Consider the following 20,045-nt stretch of genomic DNA (forward strand, 5'->3'; position numbering starts at 1 on the left):
TTCGCGTACGGTGGCGGACATGTCCGACGCACATCTCACCGAGCGTCTGCTCGGCGACGGGCCCGAGCCGGTCGACCTGACCGACGAGCCGATCCAGCTGAGCCGCCGCGACCCGGAGAACGACCCGGAGCAGGGCCGTACGCCCTCCCGCCGCCGGCGGGTGGTGCTCGCCGTCGCGCTGGTCGCCGGCCTGGCGGGGATCGGAGCGCTCGGCGCCGGCGGCTGGCGGGTGCTGCAGCAGAAGGACACCGACCTGTCCACCCCGGTGAGGGTGGCCGGGCTCACCCGCGACGACAGCGAACGGGCCCGCAGCACCGCGGACTACCTGCGCAGCGGCTTCGCCGCCGACATCGAACTGGACAGCAGCTTCGGCACGGTCTACAGCGACCCCGCGGACGCCAAGCGGGCGGTGCTGGTCTTCGGCGGCACCACGCTGCTCTGGCAGCCCGAGCGGGACCTGGACAGCCTCTTCGGCCTGATGGCCGACGAGACCGGCAGGGTGACCGGCCTGCGCGAGGTGTCCGCCGGCCGGCTGGGTGGCGTGATGAAGTGCGGGGTCACCGGTGGCGACGGCGGCGACTTCGCCGTGTGCGGGTGGGCCGACCACGGCAGCGTGGTGATGGCGATGTTCCCGGGCCGCTCCGTCGACGAGGCCGCCGGCCTGTTCCGCCAGCTCCGCGAGGGCATCCAGAGCCGCTGACCGGTTTCCGGGGCACGTCGCCGACTCGCCCGCGGCGTGCCCCCAGCTCCTCATGAACCGAGGCCCGGAAACCGGGCCGGAAACGCAGATGAGGCCACCCCGAAGGGTGACCTCATCTGGAAAGATTGTCCGGCGGTGTCCTACTCTCCCACACCCTCCCGAGTGCAGTACCATCGGCGCTGGAGGGCTTAGCTTCCGGGTTCGGAATGTTACCGGGCGTTTCCCCTCCGCCATGACCGCCGTAACTCTATCGACATGTCAAACAACACCACCACTCGTGGTCTGTTGTTCGTTTGTCGGGAGTTGCACAGTGGACGCGTAGCAGCTTGGTAGTCAAGTCCTCGGCCTATTAGTACCGGTCAACTGAACCCGTTACCGGGCTTACATTTCCGGCCTATCAACCCAGTCGTCTAGCTGGGGGCCTTACCCCACAAAGTGGGTGGGATACCTCATCTTGAAGCGAGCTTCCCGCTTAGATGCTTTCAGCGGTTATCCCTTCCGAACGTAGCTAACCAGCCGTGCCCCTGGCGGGACAACTGGCACACCAGAGGTTCGTCCGTCCCGGTCCTCTCGTACTAGGGACAGCCCTTCTCAAGTATCCTACGCGCACGGCGGATAGGGACCGAACTGTCTCACGACGTTCTAAACCCAGCTCGCGTACCGCTTTAATGGGCGAACAGCCCAACCCTTGGGACCTGCTACAGCCCCAGGATGCGACGAGCCGACATCGAGGTGCCAAACCATCCCGTCGATATGGACTCTTGGGGAAGATCAGCCTGTTATCCCCGGGGTACCTTTTATCCGTTGAGCGACACCGCTTCCACATGCCAGTGCCGGATCACTAGTCCCGACTTTCGTCCCTGCTCGACCTGTCAGTCTCACAGTCAAGCTCCCTTGTGCACTTGCACTCAACACCTGATTGCCAACCAGGCTGAGGGAACCTTTGGGCGCCTCCGTTACCCTTTAGGAGGCAACCGCCCCAGTTAAACTACCCACCAGACACTGTCCCTGAACCGGATAACGGTCCGAAGTTAGATACCCAAATCAACCAGAGTGGTATTTCAAGATTGCCTCCACCCATACTGGCGTATGAGCTTCACCGGCTCCCACCTATCCTACACAAGCTAATTCAGATACCAATGTCAAGCTATAGTAAAGGTCCCGGGGTCTTTCCGTCCTGCCGCGCGTAACGAGCATCTTTACTCGTAATGCAATTTCGCCGGGCCTGTGGTTGAGACAGTGGGGAAGTCGTTACGCCATTCGTGCAGGTCGGAACTTACCCGACAAGGAATTTCGCTACCTTAGGATGGTTATAGTTACCACCGCCGTTTACTGGCGCTTAAGTTCTCCGCTTCGCCCCGAAGAGCTAACAGGTCCCCTTAACGTTCCAGCACCGGGCAGGCGTCAGTCCATATACATCGAATTACTTCTTCGCATGGACCTGTGTTTTTAGTAAACAGTCGCTTCCCCCTGCTCTCTGCGGCCATACCACGCTCCAGGAGCAAGTCCCTTCACGCGTCCGGCCCCCCTTCTCCCTAAGTTACGGGGGCAATTTGCCGAGTTCCTTAACCACAGTTCGCCCGATCGCCTCGGTATTCTCTACCTGACCACCTGTGTCGGTTTGGGGTACGGGCCGCTAAGAACTCGCTAGAGGCTTTTCTCGGCAGCATAGGATCACTGACTTCACCTGAATCGGCTCGGCATCACGTCTCAGCCTATGTGCACCACGGATTTGCCTATGGTGCGGCCTACACGCTTACCCCGGCACAACCACCGGCCGGGATCAGCTACCTTCCTGCGTCACCCCATCGCTTGACTACTACCCGTCAGGTTCCCACGCTCACCGCGTTTGGTCCGAAGACCGCCCACAGCTCGGGTGGTTAGCACAACGAGGTTCGTCAGGGTCGCTCTTTCGCGGGTACGGGAATATCAACCCGTTGTCCATCGACTACGCCTCTCGGCCTCGCCTTAGGTCCCGACTCACCCAGGGCGGATTAGCCTGGCCCTGGAACCCTTGGTCATCCGGCGGAAGGGTTTCTCACCCTTCTTTCGCTACTCATGCCTGCATTCTCACTCGTGCCGCGTCCACAGCTGGGTCACCCCGCTGCTTCACCCCCGGCACGACGCTCCCCTACCCATCCACACACCTGCACAAGGAATCAAGTCCAAGCGAGGTTGAAATGTGAATGCCACAGCTTCGGCGGTGTGCTTGAGCCCCGCTACATTGTCGGCGCGGAACCACTTGACCAGTGAGCTATTACGCACTCTTTAAAGGGTGGCTGCTTCTAAGCCAACCTCCTGGTTGTCTGTGCGACCCCACATCCTTTTCCACTTAGCACACGCTTAGGGGCCTTAGCTGGTGATCTGGGCTGTTTCCCTCTCGACTACGAAGCTTATCCCCCGCAGTCTCACTGCCGCGCTCTCACTTACCGGCATTCGGAGTTTGGCTGATTTCGGTAAGCTTGTGGGCCCCCTAGACCATCCAGTGCTCTACCTCCGGCAAGAAACACGCGACGCTGCACCTAAATGCATTTCGGGGAGAACCAGCTATCACGGAGTTTGATTGGCCTTTCACCCCTAACCACAGGTCATCCCCCAACTTTTCAACGTTGGTGGGTTCGGCCCTCCACGCGGTCTTACCCGCGCTTCAGCCTGCCCATGGCTAGATCACTCCGCTTCGGGTCTAGGACACGCGACTGAATCGCCCTATTCAGACTCGCTTTCGCTACGGCTCCCCCACACGGGTTAACCTCGCCACGTGCCACTAACTCGCAGGCTCATTCTTCAAAAGGCACGCCGTCACCCCGCAAGGCTCCGACGGATTGTAGGCGAACGGTTTCAGGTACTATTTCACTCCCCTCCCGGGGTACTTTTCACCATTCCCTCACGGTACTTGTCCGCTATCGGTCACCAGGAAGTATTTAGGCTTACCAGGTGGTCCTGGCAGATTCACGGCAGATTTCAGGGGTCCGCCGCTACTCGGGAACACTCACAGGAGGCCAGCCACTTTCACCTACCGGACTTTCACCGCCTACGGTCAGCCATTCCAGACTGTTCGGCTAGCAACTGGCTTTGTAACTCCTCCGACAAGTGTCAGCTTGTCGAGCAAGGTCCCACAACCCCGACCACGCAACCCCTGACAGGTATCACACGCAGCCGGTTTAGCCTCAATCCGCTTTCGCTCGCCACTACTCACGGAATCACTATTTGTTTTCTCTTCCTACGGGTACTGAGATGTTTCACTTCCCCGCGTTCCCTCCATACACCCTATGTGTTCAGGTGCAGGTGACACCACATGACTGGTGCCGGGTTTCCCCATTCGGACACCCTGGGATCACAGCTTGGTTGACAGCTCCCCCAGGCCTATCGCGGCCTCCCACGTCCTTCATCGGCTCCTGGTGCCAAGGCATTCACCGTTCGCCCTTGACAACTTGACCACAAAGATGCTCGCGTCCACTGTGCAATTCTCAACAAACGACCAACCCACAACCCGATCCGCCCCACACCAAACCCGACAACCGCCGGCGGTATGCGAGGCCAGGCCATGCCTGGCAGCCCGCGAAGCTCACGCTCCGCTCAAGGCTCCGAAAGAAACAACCACCGGTTGTTCTTTCAGGACCCAACAGGGTGCTCTACGCCAAACCCCAGCCGCATCACTTCCGCCGTTCCTGCACCCCGAAGGGCGTGTACTAGACATCCGAGACCGTTGCCGGCATCCGACTAACCAGTGTCTCCGCCATTGAGCACCCCGCCACCACATTCGGATGACGCGGGCTCCTTACACCCTTTCGGGCGAAGGTGCTCCTTAGAAAGGAGGTGATCCAGCCGCACCTTCCGGTACGGCTACCTTGTTACGACTTCGTCCCAATCGCCAGCCCCACCTTCGACGGCTCCCTCCCTTACGGGTTGGGCCACCGGCTTCGGGTGTTGCCGACTTTCGTGACGTGACGGGCGGTGTGTACAAGGCCCGGGAACGTATTCACCGCAGCGTTGCTGATCTGCGATTACTAGCGACTCCGACTTCACGGGGTCGAGTTGCAGACCCCGATCCGAACTGAGACCGGCTTTTTGGGATTCGCTCCACCTCGCGGTATCGCAGCCCATTGTACCGGCCATTGTAGCATGCGTGAAGCCCTGGACATAAGGGGCATGATGACTTGACGTCATCCCCACCTTCCTCCGAGTTGACCCCGGCAGTCTTCGATGAGTCCCCGCCATAACGCGCTGGCAACATCGAACGAGGGTTGCGCTCGTTGCGGGACTTAACCCAACATCTCACGACACGAGCTGACGACAGCCATGCACCACCTGTGACCGCCCCCGAAGGACCCGACATCTCTGCCGGTTTTGCGGCCATGTCAAACCCAGGTAAGGTTCTTCGCGTTGCATCGAATTAATCCGCATGCTCCGCCGCTTGTGCGGGCCCCCGTCAATTCCTTTGAGTTTTAGCCTTGCGGCCGTACTCCCCAGGCGGGGCGCTTAATGCGTTAGCTGCGGCACAGGGAACCGGAGAGGCCCCCCACACCTAGCGCCCAACGTTTACAGCGTGGACTACCAGGGTATCTAATCCTGTTCGCTCCCCACGCTTTCGCTCCTCAGCGTCAGTATCGGCCCAGAGACCCGCCTTCGCCACCGGTGTTCCTCCTGATATCTGCGCATTTCACCGCTACACCAGGAATTCCAGTCTCCCCTACCGAACTCTAGCCTGCCCGTATCGACTGCAGGCCCGCGGTTGAGCCGCGGGTTTTCACAGTCGACGCGACAAGCCGCCTACGAGCTCTTTACGCCCAATAAATCCGGACAACGCTCGCACCCTACGTCTTACCGCGGCTGCTGGCACGTAGTTGGCCGGTGCTTCTTCTGCAGGTACCGTCACTCTCGCTTCGTCCCTGCTGAAAGAGGTTTACAACCCGAAGGCCGTCATCCCTCACGCGGCGTCGCTGCATCAGGCTTCCGCCCATTGTGCAATATTCCCCACTGCTGCCTCCCGTAGGAGTCTGGGCCGTGTCTCAGTCCCAGTGTGGCCGGTCGCCCTCTCAGGCCGGCTACCCGTCGTCGCCTTGGTAGGCCATCACCCCACCAACAAGCTGATAGGCCGCGAGCCCATCCCAGGCCGAAAAACTTTCCACCACCAGCCATGCGGCCAGCAGTCCTATTCGGTATTAGCCCCGGTTTCCCGGGGTTATCCCAAAGCCTAGGGCAGGTTGCTCACGTGTTACTCACCCGTTCGCCGCTCGAGTACCCCCAAAGGGCCTTTCCGCTCGACTTGCATGTGTTAAGCACGCCGCCAGCGTTCGTCCTGAGCCAGGATCAAACTCTCCAACAAAAACTTGTTGAAACAGTCATCCCGGCAACAAAAAGTGTTGCCAAAGGAATCCAAACCAACAACCCTCCCAAAGGAGAACTGCCAGTCCGGGGTATAAATCAATTTGGCACTGGCTTATCAAGCACCCTGTTGAGTTCTCAAAGAACAACCACACACCATCCGGAAGCTCTACTCCGTAGAACCCCCGTCCGGGGCAACCTCTCTAACTTACCCGGTCCGATCTTCGTTGTCAACCTCGTGTCCGAGGAGATCAACTTGGTTCGGTCCGGTCCACGCTGACGCACGCCGTACCCGGCGGTCGTTTCTGTCGTGGGAAGCGGCAGACCGGCCGATCACCGCTCTCGCGGCCACCCGCCCGGCTCCCTGCCGGCTTTCGAACTCTACCCGGTCGGCTCCGCGATCGCAACTCCGTGTTTCTCGGAATGTCTCGCACCGCCCGAATCCTCAGTCCCGCTCGGCGTCTCCGCCACGAGCCTGGTGCCCGCTCTCGGCCGGTTTGTCCGGCCTCCCGCGTGCAGAGAGAAAGTTACGCGTACGGTCCCGAGAAGGCAAATCAACGTCCGTCACTGATTGCTCTGACCGGCGAGCAGGCAATCCGACATGCGGATGACGACCGGCGGAGGGGACCATCGGCGGCGCCGGCGTGCCAGAGTGTCTGGCATGGATGACGTGTCCCCCGCCCAGGCCGCCGAGGAAGCGTTGCTCGGGCTCCTGCTGCCGTTCTGGCAGTTGGTCATCGGGGGGTTCGTGCTCTTCGTCGTCCTGGTGTCGGTCCGGCGGCTCGCCCGACGGGGCCCCTCCCGGATGACGACCGCACTGCTCGTCACCGCCGCGGCGATCGCCGGCTTCACCGTCGTCGGCGTCCTGCTGGAGAGCTGACCGCCCTCAGAGCCGCCGGTTCGCGAGACTCGGCAGCTCCGCCCGGATCGTGCGGAGCCGGTCCAGGTCCAGGTCGGTGACGGCGAGGCCCGGCCCGTCCGGCACCTGGCTCAGCACCGTCCCCCACGGGTCCACCACCATGCTGCGACCGAAGCAGGTCCGCCCCGGCTCGTGGTCGCCGGTCTGGCCGGCGGCCGCGACGAAGCACTGGTTCTCGATCGCCCGGGCGCGCAGCAGGACCTCCCAGTGGTCCCGCCCCGTGTGCATCATGAAGGCCGCGGGCACGACGAGGAGTTGCGCGCCGCCCTCGCTGGCGAGCTGCCGGTAGAGCTCCGGGAAGCGCAGGTCGTAGCAGATCGACAGGCCCACCCGCAGGCCCTCGACGTCGACCACCACGGGCTGGTCCCCGGGCGCCACGGTCGCCGACTCGAGGTACGACACCCGGCCCGGGATCTCCACGTCGTACAGATGGATCTTGCGGTAGCTGGCGGCGAGGGCGCCCGTCCGGTCGAAGACCAGCGAGGTGTTCCAGGTGTGCTCCGGATCGGGACCCGCCTCGTGGAAGGAGCCGGCGACCACCCAGATGCCGAGCCGGCGAGCCACCGCGGCGAAGAACTCCCCCACCACGCCGCCCACCGGCTCGGGCTCCGGCATGCCCTTCGCCGGGCCGAGGTAGTCCACGTACTCCGGGAGGACGGCGAGGTCGGCGCCGGCCGCCGCGGCCCTGGCCAGCAGGGCCTCGGCGGCGGCGAGGTTCGCCGGCCGGTCGTCGCGGGCGTTGAGCTGGCAGACGGCGACGCGCATGGGGTTCAGCGTACGGATGGGCGACGGTCGACGACAGTGCTCAGAGGCTCGCCAGGACCAGGGCCCCCGCGGCGAAGCCCAGACCGGCGATCTGCGCCGGCCGAAGACGCTCCCGGTCCACGGCGAGCGCGAGGAGCACGGTGCTCGCCGGGTACAGCGCGGCGATCGCCGCCACGATGCTCAGGTGGCCCCGGCTGGCCGCGGCCAGGTAGAGCGCGTTCGCCGCGGAGTCCAGCAGGCCGGCCGCCGCGGCCCAGCCGAGCACCCGGGGCCCGAGCCGCAGGCTCACCCCGGCACGCGCGGCCAGCGCGAGTCCGAAGCCGATCGAGCTGACCCGTACGGCCAGCACCGGCCACATGCCGGCGTCCTCGTCGGCCTGGCCGAGCAGGGCGAAGAAGACGCCGAAGAGCGCGCCCGCGCCGAGGGCCATTCCCACCAGGCGCGGGGACACCGCCCCGGAGCGGCCGCCCTCCCCGAGGCTGACCAGGGCGATGGCCAGCACGGCGAGGCCGGCGCCGCAGAGCGCGAGAGTGCCGGGCGACCGGGCGGTGATCAGACCGGCGACGATCGGCACCAGGGCGGCCGTGATCGCGGTGACCGGCGCGACGACCGCCATCATCCCGCCGGCGAGGGCCCGGTAGAGCAGCACGACGCCGGCGGCGCCGGCCACCCCGGCGAGCAGGCCCCAGACCAGGTCGACGGTATGTGGCGTGCCGGGCACCACCAGCACGAGCGCGAGCAGCAGCGGGACGCTCAGCAGCTGTGAGACCACGGTGACGGCGATCGGGTCGGCCCGGCGGGACGCCTTTCCGCCGGAGAAGTCGGCCGTGCCGAACGCGACTGCGGACACTGCCGCGAGCACAATGGGGAACATCCGGATGTCGTACCACAATATTAACCGCGAAGGATAGTGTGATGACCGACGCCAGTGCCGGGCGGGTGAGAGCGGTGACGTCCGCCGTCGCGCGGCAGGTACGCGAACTGCGGGCCACCCGCGGCTGGTCCTTCGAGGAGCTGGCCGGGCGGTCCGGGGTCAGCAAGGGCATGCTCGTGCAGATCGAAGGGGCCCGGACCAACCCGAGCATCGGCACGCTCTGCCGGGTCGCGGACGCCTTCGGGGTCAACATCGCCCAGCTCCTCGAGCCGGCCGAGGAGAGCACCGTCCGGACCACCGCCGCCGGCGAGGCGCCGGTGCTCTGGCGGGGCGCGCACGGCGGAAGCGCCCAGCTGCTCAGCGGCCTGGGCGAGCCGGACCTGGTCGAGCTCTGGGACTGGCGGCTGGAGCCGGGCGAGACGCATCACTCCCCCGACCACCCCCGCGGCACCCGCGAGGTGGTGCACGTCCTGAGCGGCACGGCGACGGTGATGGTCGACGGCGTCGCGCACGCCGTACGGGCCGGGGAGACGATCGAGTTCCACGCCGACCGGGAGCACGGCTACCGCAACGCGGGCGACGAGCCGGTGCGACTGGTGATGGTGGTCGTCACCCCGTCGGGCGAATGGGACCGGCGGACCCGCTCACGCCGACCGCGCCCGGAATGATCCCGGGCGCGGTCGGTACGGAGATCAGGCGGACTTCTCCTCGCGGTCCCGACGAGCCCGGCGACCGGTGAACTCGCGGGGCACGATCGTCGGGTTGACGTTCTCCAGGACCACCTCGCGGGTGATCAGCACGCGGGCGGCATCCGGGTTGCTCGGCACCTCGTACATCACGGAGAGCAGGACCTCTTCCATGATCGCCCGGAGGCCACGGGCGCCGGTGCCGCGGAGCATCGCCTGGTCGGCGATGGCCTCCAGCGCCGGCTGCTCGAACTCCAACTCGACGCCGTCCAGCTCGAAGAGGCGCTGGTACTGCCGGACCAGGGCGTTGCGCGGCTCGGTCAGGATCCGGACCAGCGCGGAGCGGTCGAGGCTGCGCACGTTGGTGATCACCGGGAGCCGGCCGATGAACTCCGGGATCAGCCCGAACTTGAGCATGTCCTCCGGCATGACCTGGCTGAAGATGTCGTCGGTGGACCGCTCGGAGACCGACCGGAGCCGGGCGCCGAAGCCGGTGCCACCGGAACCCGTCCGAGCCTCGATGATCTGGTCCAGCCCGGCGAAAGCGCCACCGCAGATGAACAGCACGTTGGTGGTGTCGATCTGGATGAACTCCTGGTGCGGGTGCTTCCGCCCGCCCTGCGGCGGCACGTTGGCCACCGTGCCTTCCAGCATCTTCAGCAGCGCCTGCTGGACGCCCTCGCCGGAGACGTCCCGGGTGATCGACGGGTTCTCCGACTTACGGGCGATCTTGTCGACCTCGTCGATGTAGATGATCCCGGTCTCGGCGCGCTTGATGTCGTAGTCCGCGGCCTGGATCAGCTTGAGAAGGATGTTCTCCACGTCCTCGCCGACGTAGCCCGCCTCGGTGAGCGCGGTGGCGTCGGCGATCGCGAACGGGACGTTGAGCATCCGCGCGAGGGTCTGCGCCAGGTGCGTCTTGCCGCAGCCGGTCGGGCCGAGCAGCAGGATGTTGGACTTGGCGAGCTCGACGGCGTCGCTGCCGGAGCCCGGCGCGCCGGCCGACTCGGCCTGGATCCGCTTGTAGTGGTTGTAGACCGCGACCGCGAGCGCCTTCTTGGCCTGGTCCTGACCCACCACGTAGTTGTCGAGGAACTGGCAGATCTCCATCGGCTTGGGAAGCTCTTCCCACTTCACCTCGCCGGACTCGGCCAGCTCCTCCTCGATGATCTCGTTGCAGAGATCGATGCACTCGTCACAGATGTAGACCCCGGGGCCCGCGATCAACTTCTTGACCTGCTTCTGCGACTTGCCGCAGAAGGAGCACTTCAGTAGGTCGCCGCCGTCACCGATCCGTGCCACCTACGTTCTCCCTGCACTCGTCGGCCGGAACGCCGGCCCTGACCTGCGGGCGCTGGGCGCCCGTCCGTCTGTTCGCCCCGCCGGTCCGACCCAGCGAAGCGGTACAGACCCGACGTTACCCGCTGGCGGAGGTTTCTCCGACCCCCAAAACGGGTGTGTCAGAGGTCGGCCGGGAACGGATCCACGGCCGACCTCCGACCAGGTGTTGCTCAGCTGGCGGCGTTCGCCGCCAACAGGCCCTTCTTGCGGCTGGTGAGGATCGTGTCGACCAGCCCGTACTCCTTGGACTCCTCGGCCGTCATGATCTTGTCCCGGTCGATGTCCTTGCGGACCTGCTCGATCGGGCGGTTGCAGTGCCGGGAGAGCATGTCCTCCAGCTGGGTCCGCATCCGCAGGATCTCCCGGGCCTGGATCTCGATGTCCGAGCCCTGACCGTAGCCGCCCTCCGTGGCCGGCTGGTGGATGATGATCCGGGAGTTGGGCAGCGCCATCCGCTTGCCCGGGGTGCCGGCGGACAGCAGCACCGCCGCGGCGCTGGCCGCCTGGCCCAGGCACACGGTCTGGATGTCCGGCCGGACGTACTGCATGGTGTCGTAGATCGCCGTCATGGCGGTGAACGAACCACCCGGCGAGTTGATGTACATGATGATGTCGCGGTCCGGGTCGGTGCCCTCGAGCGTCAGCAGCTGAGCCATCACGTCGTTGGCCGACGCGTCGTCCACCTGCACGCCGAGGAAGATGATCCGGTCCTCGAAGAGCTTGTTGTACGGGTTCGACTCCTTGACCCCGTACGAGGTGCGCTCCACGAACGAGGGGAGCACGTAACGGTTGTGCACGGCCGCGAACTGAGGCGGCAGGCTCAGATCAGTCATCGTCAGCTCCTCAGCTCAGGGTCCCGGCGCCATCCGGAACCTGGGCGGCCCCGATGATCACCTTGTCGATGAAGCCGTAGTCCATGGCCTCCTGGGCGGTGAACCAGCGGTCCCGGTCCGAGTCCGCCTCGATCTGCGCCTGGCTCTGGCCGGTGTGGTGGGCGACGCGCTCCTGGAACATCCGCTTCGTGTAGAGCATCTGCTCGGCCTGGATCGCGATGTCCGACGCGGTGCCACCGAGGCCACCGGACGGCTGGTGCATCATGATCCGTGCGTGCGGCAGGGCGTACCGCTTGCCCTTGGTGCCCGCGCAGAGCAGCAGCTGGCCCATCGAGGCAGCCATGCCCATCGCCACGGTCGACACGTCGTTGTCGATGAACTGCATGGTGTCGTAGATCGCCATGCCGGAGTAGACCGAGCCACCCGGCGAGTTGATCCAGAGGTTGATGTCGCGGTCCGGGTCCTCCGCCGCGAGCAGCAGCAGCTGCGCGCAGATGCGGTTGGCGACCTGGTCGGTCACCTCGCTGCCGAGGAAAACGATCCGCTCCTTCAGCAACCGGTTGTAGACCGAGTCGTCGAGGTTGCCAATGGTGTCGCCACCGCGGGCCTCGATCGCCCGGAGCGGCTTCGCTGGGATGTGCATGTCGGTCATGGCAGCCCTTCGCTCTCCGTACCGTCCTACCCGACACTAACCGCTCAGCCGGTGGGCGTACTCCCGGTCGGGACACTGTTCGCTCTCAGCGCAGCTGTCCTGGAGACGTACCCCGGAAAGGGTTTCGGCCGCCGCCCACCGTGAAGCGGCGGACGGCGGCCAACCCGTGACGATCAGTGCTGGTGGTCGTGCTCGGCCTCGTTCTGGGCCCGCAGCGCGTCGAGGGTGACCTCGTTGCCGGCCGAGTCCTTGATCTTGATCTTCTCCATCACCGAGGCGAGCGCCTTGCCGCGGCGGACGTCGCCGAAGACGGCCGTGGCGGCGCCGGAGCGGACCAGCTGGTCGTAGTACTGCTGCGGGGCCATGCCGGCGCGCTGGGCGCGGTGGACGATCTCGTGACCGAACTCGTCGTCGGAGACCTGGACGTCCTCGGCGTCGGCCAGGGTGTCCAGCAGCAGCTGGATCTTGACCCCGTCGGTCGCCGCCTCGGTCAGCTCGGCGTCGATCTGCTCCTCGGTCTTCTCCTCGGCGGCGAGGTACTCCTCCAGGGAGGCGCCGATCCGCTCGAGCTGGTCGACCATGGCGGCCTTGCGGCTCTCGACCTCCTCGCGGACGACACCGTCCGGCGCCGGCACCTCGGCGGCGGCGACCATCTGCTCGAGGGCCTTGTCGCGGGCCGCGTAGATCTGCTCGACCTGCTTGCCCCGGGTGACCCGCTCACGCAGGTCGTTCCGCAGCTCCTCGATGGTGTCGAACTCGCTCGCCATCTGGGCGAAGTCGTCGTCCAGCTCCGGCAGCTCCTTCTCCTTGACGGTGCGCACCGTCACGGCCACCTCGGCGTCCCGGCCGGCGAAGTCGCCGCCCACGAGCTGGGTGGAGAAGGTGGTGCTGTCACCGGCGGCGAGGCCGACCACGGCCTCGTCCAGGCCCGGCAGGAGCTGCTTGCTGCCGACCTCGTGCGAGATGTTGGTCGCCGAGCCGCCCGGCACGTCCTCGCCGTCGACCGTGGCGTTCAGGTCGATCTGGACGTAGTCGCCCTCCTGGGCGGCCCGCTCGACGGTCTTCAGCGTGGCGAACCGCTCCCGCAGGCCCTTGACCTGCTCGTCGATCTCGCTGTCGTCGACCTGGATCTCGTCCACGGTCACCTCGATGGTGGCCGGGTCGGGCAGGGTGATCTCCGGGCGGACATCGACCTCGGCGGTGAAGTTCAGCGAGTCACCGTCGTTGAACTCGGTGATCTCGACCTCCGGGCGACCCAGGGTCTTCAGGTCGTGCTCGCGGACCGCGGCGAGGATGTTCTGCGGGATGGCCTCCTGCACCGCCTCGTTGAGGACGGTGCCCCGGCCCACCCGCTGGTCGATCACGGCGGCCGGCACCTTGCCCCGGCGGAAGCCGGGCACCTGCACCTGCGAACCGATCTCCCGGTACGCCTTCCTGAGGCTCGGCTCGAGCTCGACGAACGGCACCTCGATGGCGAGCCGCACGCGCGTCGGGCTCAGAGTCTCGACGGTGCTCTTCACAGGCGTACTCCTTGACGGATCTCAGTTGAGTCTGGGCGTGATTGCGACAATCGAGTGTAGGCGAGCCGGGCTGCCGGTTCGGCAGCGCCCGGGGTACCGCGCGGAAAAATCGGCGGTTCCCGGACGACCCGGCCGCGGACGACAGTCGGGGTGGCGGGATTTGAACCCACGGCCCCTCGCTCCCAAAGCGAGTGCGCTACCAAGCTGCGCCACACCCCGTGGCGACGAGAAGTGTATGCCGTCCGCGCTCCCCGGACGTCCCGGGGCCGCATCGACCCGCCGCTCCGGCCGCCGCCCGCCGGGCGCGCGGCCCGGTCGCGTGGCCCGGGCCTCCCGGCCCGGGCTCCGGCCCAGGCAAGGCGACAACTTGCTGGAAAGAGTGCTCTCCGAGCCCGGGAGGCCGCTCTTTCCCGCACGTTGTGCGGATCTTGACGGGGGCAGGGGGCCCGCGCGGCGGTACGGCGCTGCGCGGGCGGGCCGGGCATTGGGTAGGCTGTCGGGCGCGCCTCGTCACCGCGGGGCGCTCGCGGGCGTAGCTCAATGGCAGAGCTTCAGTCTTCCAAACTGACGGTGCGGGTTCGATTCCCGTCGCCCGCTCCACCCACGAAGGCCCAGGTAAACCGCATGATCGCGGCACCTGGGCCTTTCGCTTCTCCCCCGTGTTGGATCTTGCGTGCCATCCGCGTGCCATTCACGGTCGGCGTCGGTCCTCTCCGGTGATGCGGCGGTCCATCGCCCGGGCGATCTCGCGGTCGCGCTCGCTGGTGGCGTGCTGGTAGATCAGGGCGGCGCGCATGGTGGCGTGTCCCAGGCGGTGCATGAGCTCGCGGGTGCTGGCCCCGGAGGCGGCTGCGAGGGTGTTGCCGGTGTGGCGCAGGTCGTGGAAGTGGAAGCCGACCAGGCCCACCGAGGCGACGGTCTTGGTCCACTTGACGGCCCGTCCGAAATTGCCGGACCGCAGCGGCGCGCCCTTTTCCCCGGTGAAGATCAGCGCTTCGGGGCCGCTCTCGACGTGCTCAGCCAGGTGCTCCTGGAGCGCCTCGACCGCGGCCGCCGGCAGCGCGACGACACGGACCCCAGCGGCCGACTTGGGTGGCCCGAACTCCAGGCGATCCTTCAGGGCGGCGAGCTTGCGGGGCACCCGCACGGTCGCGGCGTCGAGGTCGACGTCGCAGCGGCGCAGGGCAGCCAGCTCTCCCCAGCGCAGGCCCGAAAGGGCAGCGACGATGATGAGTGCGGCGAAGCGGGCCGGCATGGCGTCGGCCAGGGCGTAGACCTGGGCGATGGTGGCGGTGGGCCGTTCCGGCGTGTGGTAGCGGTCATAGCCCTTGATTCGGCACGGGTTCTGCCGAAGGATCTCGTCCTCCCGCACCGCCGTGTTGAGGACGGCCCGCAGCAGGCAGTACGCCTTGCCGCCAGGTCGGCTGCTCCCATGAGATCGTCCGAACCGTCGTACGCCGCGAATCGAAACGCCCTGTGCGATCCGACTCTTGGCAGCCGGGGCCCGGGCGGCTCACCCTCGCCGACCGGGAGGAGATCAGTCTCGGCCTTCGTGGCGGCGAATCGTTCACGTCGATCGCCGCCCGGCTCGGCAAGGCCACCTCGACGGTCTCACGCGAAGTGGCTGGTAACGGCGGCCGGGATGACTACCGCGCATGGCGGGCTCACCAGCGAGCTCGAGCGCGGGCCCGACGCCCGAAGACGCCGAAGCTGGCCTGTGCGAGGCTGGCCGGGAAGGTGACCGAGTGGCTGCGGGCCTGGTGGTCACCGCAGGAGATCTCGCGGCGCTTGCCAATCGAGTTCCCCGGCGATCCCCTGATGCGGGTGAGCCACGAAACCATCTATCAGGCGCTGTTCGTGCAGGGCCGCGGTGAGCTACGCCGAGAGCTGGCCCGCTGCCTGCGCACCGGCCGAGTCAAGCGCCGCGCCCGCCAGCGGCCCGAGAACACCGGCCGGATCCCGAACATGGTCATGATCAGCGAACGCCCCGCCGAGGCCGACGATCGTGCGGTGCCCGGCCACTGGGAGGGCGATCTGATCCTCGGCAAAGACAGCAAGTCCGCGGTGGGCACCCTCGTGGAGCGAAGCACCAGATTCCTGCTGTTGCTGCACCTACCCCAAGGCCGCACCGCCCACAGCGTCGAGCAGGCGATGCGGCAGGCCGTCGCCACCCTGCCCGACGAGCTGGTTCGCACCATCACCTGGGATCAAGGCAAGGAGATGTCCCAGCACGCCCAATTCACCGCAGCCACCGGCATCCAGGTCTATTTCTGCGACCCCCACAAGCCTTGGCAGCGTGGATCGAACGAGAACACCAACGGCCTGCTCCGCCAGTACATGCCCAAGGGAACAGACCTATCGCTCCACACCGCCGACGACCTCGCTCGTTTCGCCCGTAGCCTCAACACCCGCCCCCGCAAGACCCTCGGCTTCATGACACCATCCGAGAAGCTCGCCGAGCTACTTGCGCACACCCCTTGAACCCGCCCAAATCCGTCCCAGCACATGCTTGACGGTGTGCCTAGGAGGCGGACAGCAACCAGATCCCATCCTCCTCCGTTGTGACCCCGCACAGTCCCTGCGTTTCGGTCCCGATAGTGACGAACTCAGGCTCGCCGGGATAGATGACCAAGTGCTGAGCCATCCGGGGACCGTCTTGCAGGCGGACGAGTGCCCACGGCAGCGCGAACGCGCCGGGGCCGGCCACGCTGACGAAGAACGTTCGGTCGGAACTGATGACGCCAACTGACTGCGCTAGGTGAAGCCAGGCCATGTTCACCTCGTCCAGATATCCGTCCCGGCTGTCATCGATCACCACGTCTGGTTGCGTCCCGGCTCGCACCACCGTCTGCCATGCGCGTTCGGGATCCAGCCAGCCGGGATCCGCACCAATGACGGAGAGGCCAGCGGCAACCAGGAGCTCATCCCGGCTCCTCAGGTCTAAGCGATCCACGCCACGCTCCCGGTCCGTTACGACAGCCACGCTGTTCGGATCATGTCTGGTGGGACGCCACTGTCAAGCATGTGCCGTGACAGGACAGCCGAGTCCGCGCTACGTTGCCGAATTGCGCTCTATCAGATCAAGGCGGCCCGCAAGCGGGCCGCGCCGGCCTGGCCCCGGCCTGCTGACGGACGACCAGGACCCAGAAGACCTCGGGGCTCCGCCCCGAACCCCGACCCTCCTCAGAGATGCCGTCGCAGATCACCACGCCGGGCACCACAAGGGCTACCAGCCTCCCCGGACGGGGCCAAGGTCGTTCGGCTAGTGAGGCGCTCCACCTTGTCCCCGTCCGGGGAGGCTGGACGGTCTGGCAACTGCCCGACGAGGAGATCCGCTACCTAGCCTTGGAGCCGCTGTGCCCAGTACACCTGCCCGTCCGGCCCCATGTAGACCAGAGCCAACAGCAGGTCCGACATCGCAACCGGTGCGGTGGCAATCGTGGGCTCCCAGTGGGGCTTGTCGAGGTACGGAAATAGCGCGACGAACGTCAGCGGTGAAGCCTTCTCGTCGGCCACGCCAAGTCTGTTGCCGTTGTCCCGCCACTCGTTGTCCCGGACCTTGAGGGAGCCCGCACCTCGTAGCCAGGGGTAGCGCTCTTCGATCCTGCTCTCGATGCCGGCGCTCCCGAGGCCGACCGACTCCTCCTGCGGCGCAGGTACGGCGATGACCTCCGGCTTGTGGTGGGTGCGCTTGTCGATAAGGAAGATCGCAAAATAGCCGCCATCGAGTGCCTTGGGCGGGGCCTGCCAGGAAATCCGGCCGAGCACCAACTGGTCGCGTCCGGACGCCAAGGGGGCATTCGCGTTCTCACCGAGCGCGGCCTGAGCCTCCTCGTAGCTGACGAACCTGAGCGAGGACTGGATAGCCAGCGCTTCTGGACCGTACGGCGGGTGGTTGTGCCACCACCGCCAAGCTTCGACGCCCACCATTGCGACGATGATCGCCAGGATGACCGCCACCACCGACCCAGTCCTTCGCCACGTCATGCGCGACCCCGAACCACGCGATTACCAGGTCCCGGATGGCCCAAGCCGACAGTTGAGCCGGGATTCGGGGCTCCGCCCCGAATCCCGGCCCTCGCCGAAGCTCTAGAGGCTTGCGTTCTCTTCATCAGCCTTCTTCTCGTTCAACCGCTGCCGCTCAGACCATCCGCGCCAGAGCTCGTGCTGGCGGAGAATCGAACTCAAGCCGAGCAGTGCGACGAAGACGATGAAGCAGGCGAAAGCCACCAAGGCGAGGATCAAGCGGCGACCCCCGTTGCTGGTCAGTAGCAGGATCAGGCCTGCGGCGCCGGAGGCGACCATGAGGGCAGCCAAGCCGCGGTTTACCGGTGGCTCCGTGTCCATGGCCGTGATCCCTCTCCTCGTCGAGTCGGCTCATACTGTCGGCCATCGGCGATCTTGGCAAGAACCTCCGTATTGACTTGATCTCGTACTGCCTACGCGCCGTGCCATCCACGTGCCAGTAGCCGGTACCCCGGACGGTCACCAGGGGGCATGAACGGTCACACACTCCCTGCAGTTGAACTGGCCCATCAGGTCCCTGGCGGCCGTGATCTTCGTCCTTCCAAACTGACGGTGCGGGTTCGATTCCCGTCGCCCGCTCCACCCCCCCCCCCCCCCCCCCCCCCCCCGGCCCAGGTGCGCGGCAGGACCGCCACACCTGGGCCGACTCGCGTCACGAGGCGGTCCGGCCCTCGTAAGTGCCGGTCGCTCGTTCCGGGCGGTCTCCGGGCCGGTGATCCGCTGCAGCAGCGGCATGGTCGACGCGATGATCCCGAGCGAGGCGACGAGCCCACCGAGAACGATCAGATAGAACGTCGGCTCCGGCGGCCGCAGCGAGTAGTGCATCTACGACGTGAGGAACAGATGGGCGGTCAGGAGCCCAGTTCCCGTTGCCACCACCGCGGCGAACAGGAGGGGTACGCCGCTCTCCAGCGCGACCACCCGGCGCAGCACGCCGAGCTGGACACCGGTCAGGCGCAGCATGCTGAAGGGGCGCTTCCGGTCGCTGAGGCCGCCGGCCACGGTGACGGCCAGGCTGCAGCCCGCGATCGGCAGGCTGACGAGGATCACGACGTGCGCCAGTTGTTGCCACTGGACGAGGGTGCGCCCGAAGTCGGCTTCGAACTCGCCGACGGTGCTGGGGAAACGTCCCTGCGGGAAGGCCGCCTCGAGGACCGTCCTGGCCCGTTCGATCGCCGCGTCGGACCCGTCCGTCTGGACGACGACCGACAGCATCGGCAACTGCCACAGGTCGCCCGGCGGGATGGTGGCCGCCCTCCACACCGGAGGGCCGTCGGACATCCGGACCATTCGCGGACCGATGAGATCCGGTCCACCGCGGCCACCCCGGCCCCGGCAGGGCAGCCGCCGAATTCGGGGACCCGGGCGAGTTCGGCGCAGGAGATCACGCCGGGCCACCGCCAGCCGTCGGCGTCCGGCCGGTCGTCGGGGTTGGCGCGGACCACGACGACGCTCCGCACCCCCGGGACCGATCCGAGCTCGGCCGGGATCGCGTCCACCGGCGGCGCGGCCTGACCCTCGGCCCGCTCCTGTGGCCAGAAGGTCTTGGAGACGGCGCTGCTGAACACCAAGCCGGTGCGCGGGGCGCCCCGGTCGGCGACGATCGTGGTAATCACACCGGTGGCCACGCTCGTAACGAAGAGCGCGAGGACGAGTCCGCTGACCGCCCGGAAGCCGGCCTGCGGGTTGTCCGCGAGCCGCCGTGCGGCGATGAGCGTGGCAGGCCGGCTGGCCCGACGCGCCATGACCCGGGCGCCGACCATGGTCAGCCACGGTCCGGCGATCACCAGCCCCGCCATGATCACCAGGATTCCCGGCAGGTACGCCAAGGTTTGACCAGCGCTGCTGGCCGGACGCCGGCCGACCAACCCGGCGAGTTCGGCCAGGCCCGCGACGAGCGGGATCAGCCGCCAGGCGCGCGGCGGGCGGGGGGTGACGCGCCGGCTGACGCCGAGCTGGGAGATCCGTACCCGGCGCAGAGCGAGCCGCGCGGCCACCATGGCGCCGGCGGGTACACCGAGCGCGAGCAGCAGCACGTCGACCACACCGAGTGACAGGTCGCTGGTGAAGAAGGGCATGCCGGTGAACGGGATCGCGGCGAGCGCGGGGCGGAACAGCAGGAACAGTCCGAAGCCGACGGCGGTGCCCGCGACGGCGGCGACGGTCGACTCGACCGCGGCCAGCACCGAGATCTGCCGGGGCGTCGCACCGACGAGGCGCATGGCGGCGAAGCGTTGCTCCCGCCGGGCCGCGGCGAGCCGGGTCGCCGTCCCGATCAGCATGAGCAGCGGGAAGACCAGCCCGGCCGCGACCACGGAGAGGAGCAGGTACATCCCGGCTTCCTTGAGGCCGACTCCGCAGTCGTCGCAGGTGCTCGGATCGGTGGACCTACTCCGAGGGTATA

Annotated in this window: 15 protein-coding genes, 2 tRNA genes, 3 rRNA genes and 1 pseudogene; 5 read left to right on the forward strand and 16 right to left on the reverse strand. The window is 66.7% G+C overall.

Annotated features, from left to right (window positions below; genetic code table 11):
* Positions 1-19 precede the first annotated feature (19 nt).
* Positions 20-700: a hypothetical protein gene (locus ACTWO6_RS26505; protein WP_446216482.1), complete on the forward strand. Its 681-nt coding sequence runs from the start codon at positions 20-22 to the stop codon at positions 698-700.
* 127 nt (positions 701-827) lie between these two features.
* Here the strand turns inward: ACTWO6_RS26505 and rrf are convergent.
* The 3 genes from rrf to ACTWO6_RS26520 form a co-directional block, all read right to left on the reverse strand.
* Positions 828-944 (reverse strand): 5S ribosomal RNA (gene rrf / locus ACTWO6_RS26510).
* 85 nt (positions 945-1,029) lie between these two features.
* Positions 1,030-4,137: ribosomal RNA gene (locus ACTWO6_RS26515) — 23S ribosomal RNA — on the reverse strand.
* 372 nt (positions 4,138-4,509) lie between these two features.
* A 16S ribosomal RNA gene (locus ACTWO6_RS26520) occupies positions 4,510-6,026 on the reverse strand.
* Together the 16S, 23S and 5S rRNA genes form the textbook arrangement of a ribosomal RNA operon.
* Before the next feature lie 660 nt (positions 6,027-6,686).
* Here ACTWO6_RS26520 and ACTWO6_RS26525 point away from each other — a divergent pair.
* Positions 6,687-6,905 carry a hypothetical protein gene (locus ACTWO6_RS26525; protein ID WP_446216483.1) on the forward strand — a complete coding sequence of 73 codons (219 nt, stop codon included), beginning with the start codon at positions 6,687-6,689 and terminating at the stop codon, positions 6,903-6,905.
* A 6-nt stretch (positions 6,906-6,911) separates the two neighbouring features.
* Here the strand turns inward: ACTWO6_RS26525 and ACTWO6_RS26530 are convergent, their stop codons facing one another.
* Positions 6,912-7,709, reverse strand: coding sequence for a carbon-nitrogen hydrolase family protein (locus ACTWO6_RS26530; RefSeq protein WP_446216484.1), 798 nt, complete (start codon positions 7,707-7,709; stop codon positions 6,912-6,914).
* A 40-nt stretch (positions 7,710-7,749) separates the two neighbouring features.
* Positions 7,750-8,583 (reverse strand): EamA family transporter, encoded by an 834-nt coding sequence (locus tag ACTWO6_RS26535; RefSeq protein ID WP_446216485.1) that lies wholly within the window; start codon positions 8,581-8,583, stop codon positions 7,750-7,752.
* 41 nt (positions 8,584-8,624) lie between these two features.
* Here ACTWO6_RS26535 and ACTWO6_RS26540 point away from each other — a divergent pair, with 41 nt between their 5' ends.
* Entirely contained in the window at positions 8,625-9,251 is a 627-nt protein-coding gene (locus ACTWO6_RS26540) for a helix-turn-helix domain-containing protein (protein WP_446216486.1), read from the forward strand.
* Between the two features lie 24 nt (positions 9,252-9,275).
* On the opposite strand, the gene clpX is transcribed toward ACTWO6_RS26540, so the two are convergent.
* The 5 genes from clpX to ACTWO6_RS26565 all read right to left on the reverse strand — a co-directional run bounded on the left by clpX (position 9,276) and on the right by ACTWO6_RS26565 (position 13,834).
* Positions 9,276-10,571 (reverse strand): ATP-dependent Clp protease ATP-binding subunit ClpX, encoded by a 1,296-nt coding sequence (clpX, locus tag ACTWO6_RS26545; protein WP_109965224.1) that lies wholly within the window; start codon positions 10,569-10,571, stop codon positions 9,276-9,278.
* A gap of 209 nt (positions 10,572-10,780) precedes the next feature.
* Positions 10,781-11,443, reverse strand: a complete 663-nt coding sequence (locus ACTWO6_RS26550) for an ATP-dependent Clp protease proteolytic subunit (RefSeq protein ID WP_130339200.1) — start codon at positions 11,441-11,443, stop codon at positions 10,781-10,783.
* A gap of 10 nt (positions 11,444-11,453) precedes the next feature.
* Positions 11,454-12,095, reverse strand: a complete 642-nt coding sequence (locus ACTWO6_RS26555; RefSeq protein ID WP_334457005.1) for an ATP-dependent Clp protease proteolytic subunit — start codon at positions 12,093-12,095, stop codon at positions 11,454-11,456.
* Between the two features lie 173 nt (positions 12,096-12,268).
* On the reverse strand, positions 12,269-13,615 hold the full coding sequence (gene tig / locus ACTWO6_RS26560) for a trigger factor (protein WP_446216487.1): 1,347 nt from the start codon (positions 13,613-13,615) through the stop codon (positions 12,269-12,271).
* A 145-nt stretch (positions 13,616-13,760) separates the two neighbouring features.
* Positions 13,761-13,834 (reverse strand) — tRNA-Pro (locus tag ACTWO6_RS26565).
* A 307-nt stretch (positions 13,835-14,141) separates the two neighbouring features.
* On the opposite strand from ACTWO6_RS26565, the gene ACTWO6_RS26570 reads away from it, so the two are divergent.
* A tRNA-Gly gene (locus tag ACTWO6_RS26570) sits at positions 14,142-14,215 on the forward strand.
* Positions 14,216-14,306: 91 nt separating this feature from the next.
* Here the strand turns inward: ACTWO6_RS26570 and ACTWO6_RS26575 are convergent.
* Positions 14,307-14,987: a tyrosine-type recombinase/integrase gene (locus ACTWO6_RS26575; protein WP_446216488.1), complete on the reverse strand. Its 681-nt coding sequence runs from the start codon at positions 14,985-14,987 to the stop codon at positions 14,307-14,309.
* Positions 14,988-15,028: 41 nt separating this feature from the next.
* Between ACTWO6_RS26575 and ACTWO6_RS26580 the strand changes: the two are divergent.
* Positions 15,029-16,096: pseudogene (locus ACTWO6_RS26580) on the forward strand (IS30 family transposase); the annotation flags it as partial.
* Positions 16,097-16,136: 40 nt separating this feature from the next.
* On the opposite strand, the gene ACTWO6_RS26585 reads toward ACTWO6_RS26580, so the two are convergent.
* The 5 genes from ACTWO6_RS26585 to ACTWO6_RS26605 all read right to left on the reverse strand — a co-directional run bounded on the left by ACTWO6_RS26585 (position 16,137) and on the right by ACTWO6_RS26605 (position 19,974).
* On the reverse strand, positions 16,137-16,568 hold the full coding sequence (locus ACTWO6_RS26585) for a hypothetical protein (RefSeq protein WP_446216489.1): 432 nt from the start codon (positions 16,566-16,568) through the stop codon (positions 16,137-16,139).
* A gap of 386 nt (positions 16,569-16,954) precedes the next feature.
* Entirely contained in the window at positions 16,955-17,578 is a 624-nt protein-coding gene (locus tag ACTWO6_RS26590) for a hypothetical protein (RefSeq protein WP_446216490.1), read from the reverse strand.
* A 126-nt stretch (positions 17,579-17,704) separates the two neighbouring features.
* Positions 17,705-17,962 (reverse strand): hypothetical protein, encoded by a 258-nt coding sequence (locus ACTWO6_RS26595; RefSeq protein ID WP_446216491.1) that lies wholly within the window; start codon positions 17,960-17,962, stop codon positions 17,705-17,707.
* 504 nt (positions 17,963-18,466) lie between these two features.
* Complete coding sequence (locus ACTWO6_RS26600) at positions 18,467-18,691, reverse strand: FtsX-like permease family protein (RefSeq protein WP_446216492.1); 225 nt, start codon at positions 18,689-18,691, stop codon at positions 18,467-18,469.
* Entirely contained in the window at positions 18,688-19,974 is a 1,287-nt protein-coding gene (locus tag ACTWO6_RS26605) for an FtsX-like permease family protein (protein WP_446216493.1), read from the reverse strand. Before ACTWO6_RS26605 ends, ACTWO6_RS26600 begins: the two co-directional genes overlap by 4 nt.
* Positions 19,975-20,045 lie beyond the last annotated feature (71 nt).

Source organism: Micromonospora sp. IBHARD004, from assembly GCF_052814115.1.

Excerpts from the sequence above, each read along its gene's own strand:
- ACTWO6_RS26555 (WP_334457005.1), bottom strand. The coding sequence starts at position 12,095 with ATGACCGACATGCACATCCCAGCGAAGCCGCTCCGGGCGATCGAGGCC.
- ACTWO6_RS26540 (WP_446216486.1), top strand. The coding sequence starts at position 8,625 with ATGACCGACGCCAGTGCCGGGCGGGTGAGAGCGGTGACGTCCGCCGTC.
- ACTWO6_RS26595 (WP_446216491.1), bottom strand. The coding sequence starts at position 17,962 with ATGGACACGGAGCCACCGGTAAACCGCGGCTTGGCTGCCCTCATGGTC.
- ACTWO6_RS26550 (WP_130339200.1), bottom strand. The coding sequence starts at position 11,443 with ATGACTGATCTGAGCCTGCCGCCTCAGTTCGCGGCCGTGCACAACCGT.
- ACTWO6_RS26530 (WP_446216484.1), bottom strand. The coding sequence starts at position 7,709 with ATGCGCGTCGCCGTCTGCCAGCTCAACGCCCGCGACGACCGGCCGGCG.
- ACTWO6_RS26605 (WP_446216493.1), bottom strand. The coding sequence starts at position 19,974 with ATGTACCTGCTCCTCTCCGTGGTCGCGGCCGGGCTGGTCTTCCCGCTG.
- ACTWO6_RS26535 (WP_446216485.1), bottom strand. The coding sequence starts at position 8,583 with ATGTTCCCCATTGTGCTCGCGGCAGTGTCCGCAGTCGCGTTCGGCACG.
- ACTWO6_RS26505 (WP_446216482.1), top strand. The coding sequence starts at position 20 with ATGTCCGACGCACATCTCACCGAGCGTCTGCTCGGCGACGGGCCCGAG.
- ACTWO6_RS26525 (WP_446216483.1), top strand. The coding sequence starts at position 6,687 with ATGGATGACGTGTCCCCCGCCCAGGCCGCCGAGGAAGCGTTGCTCGGG.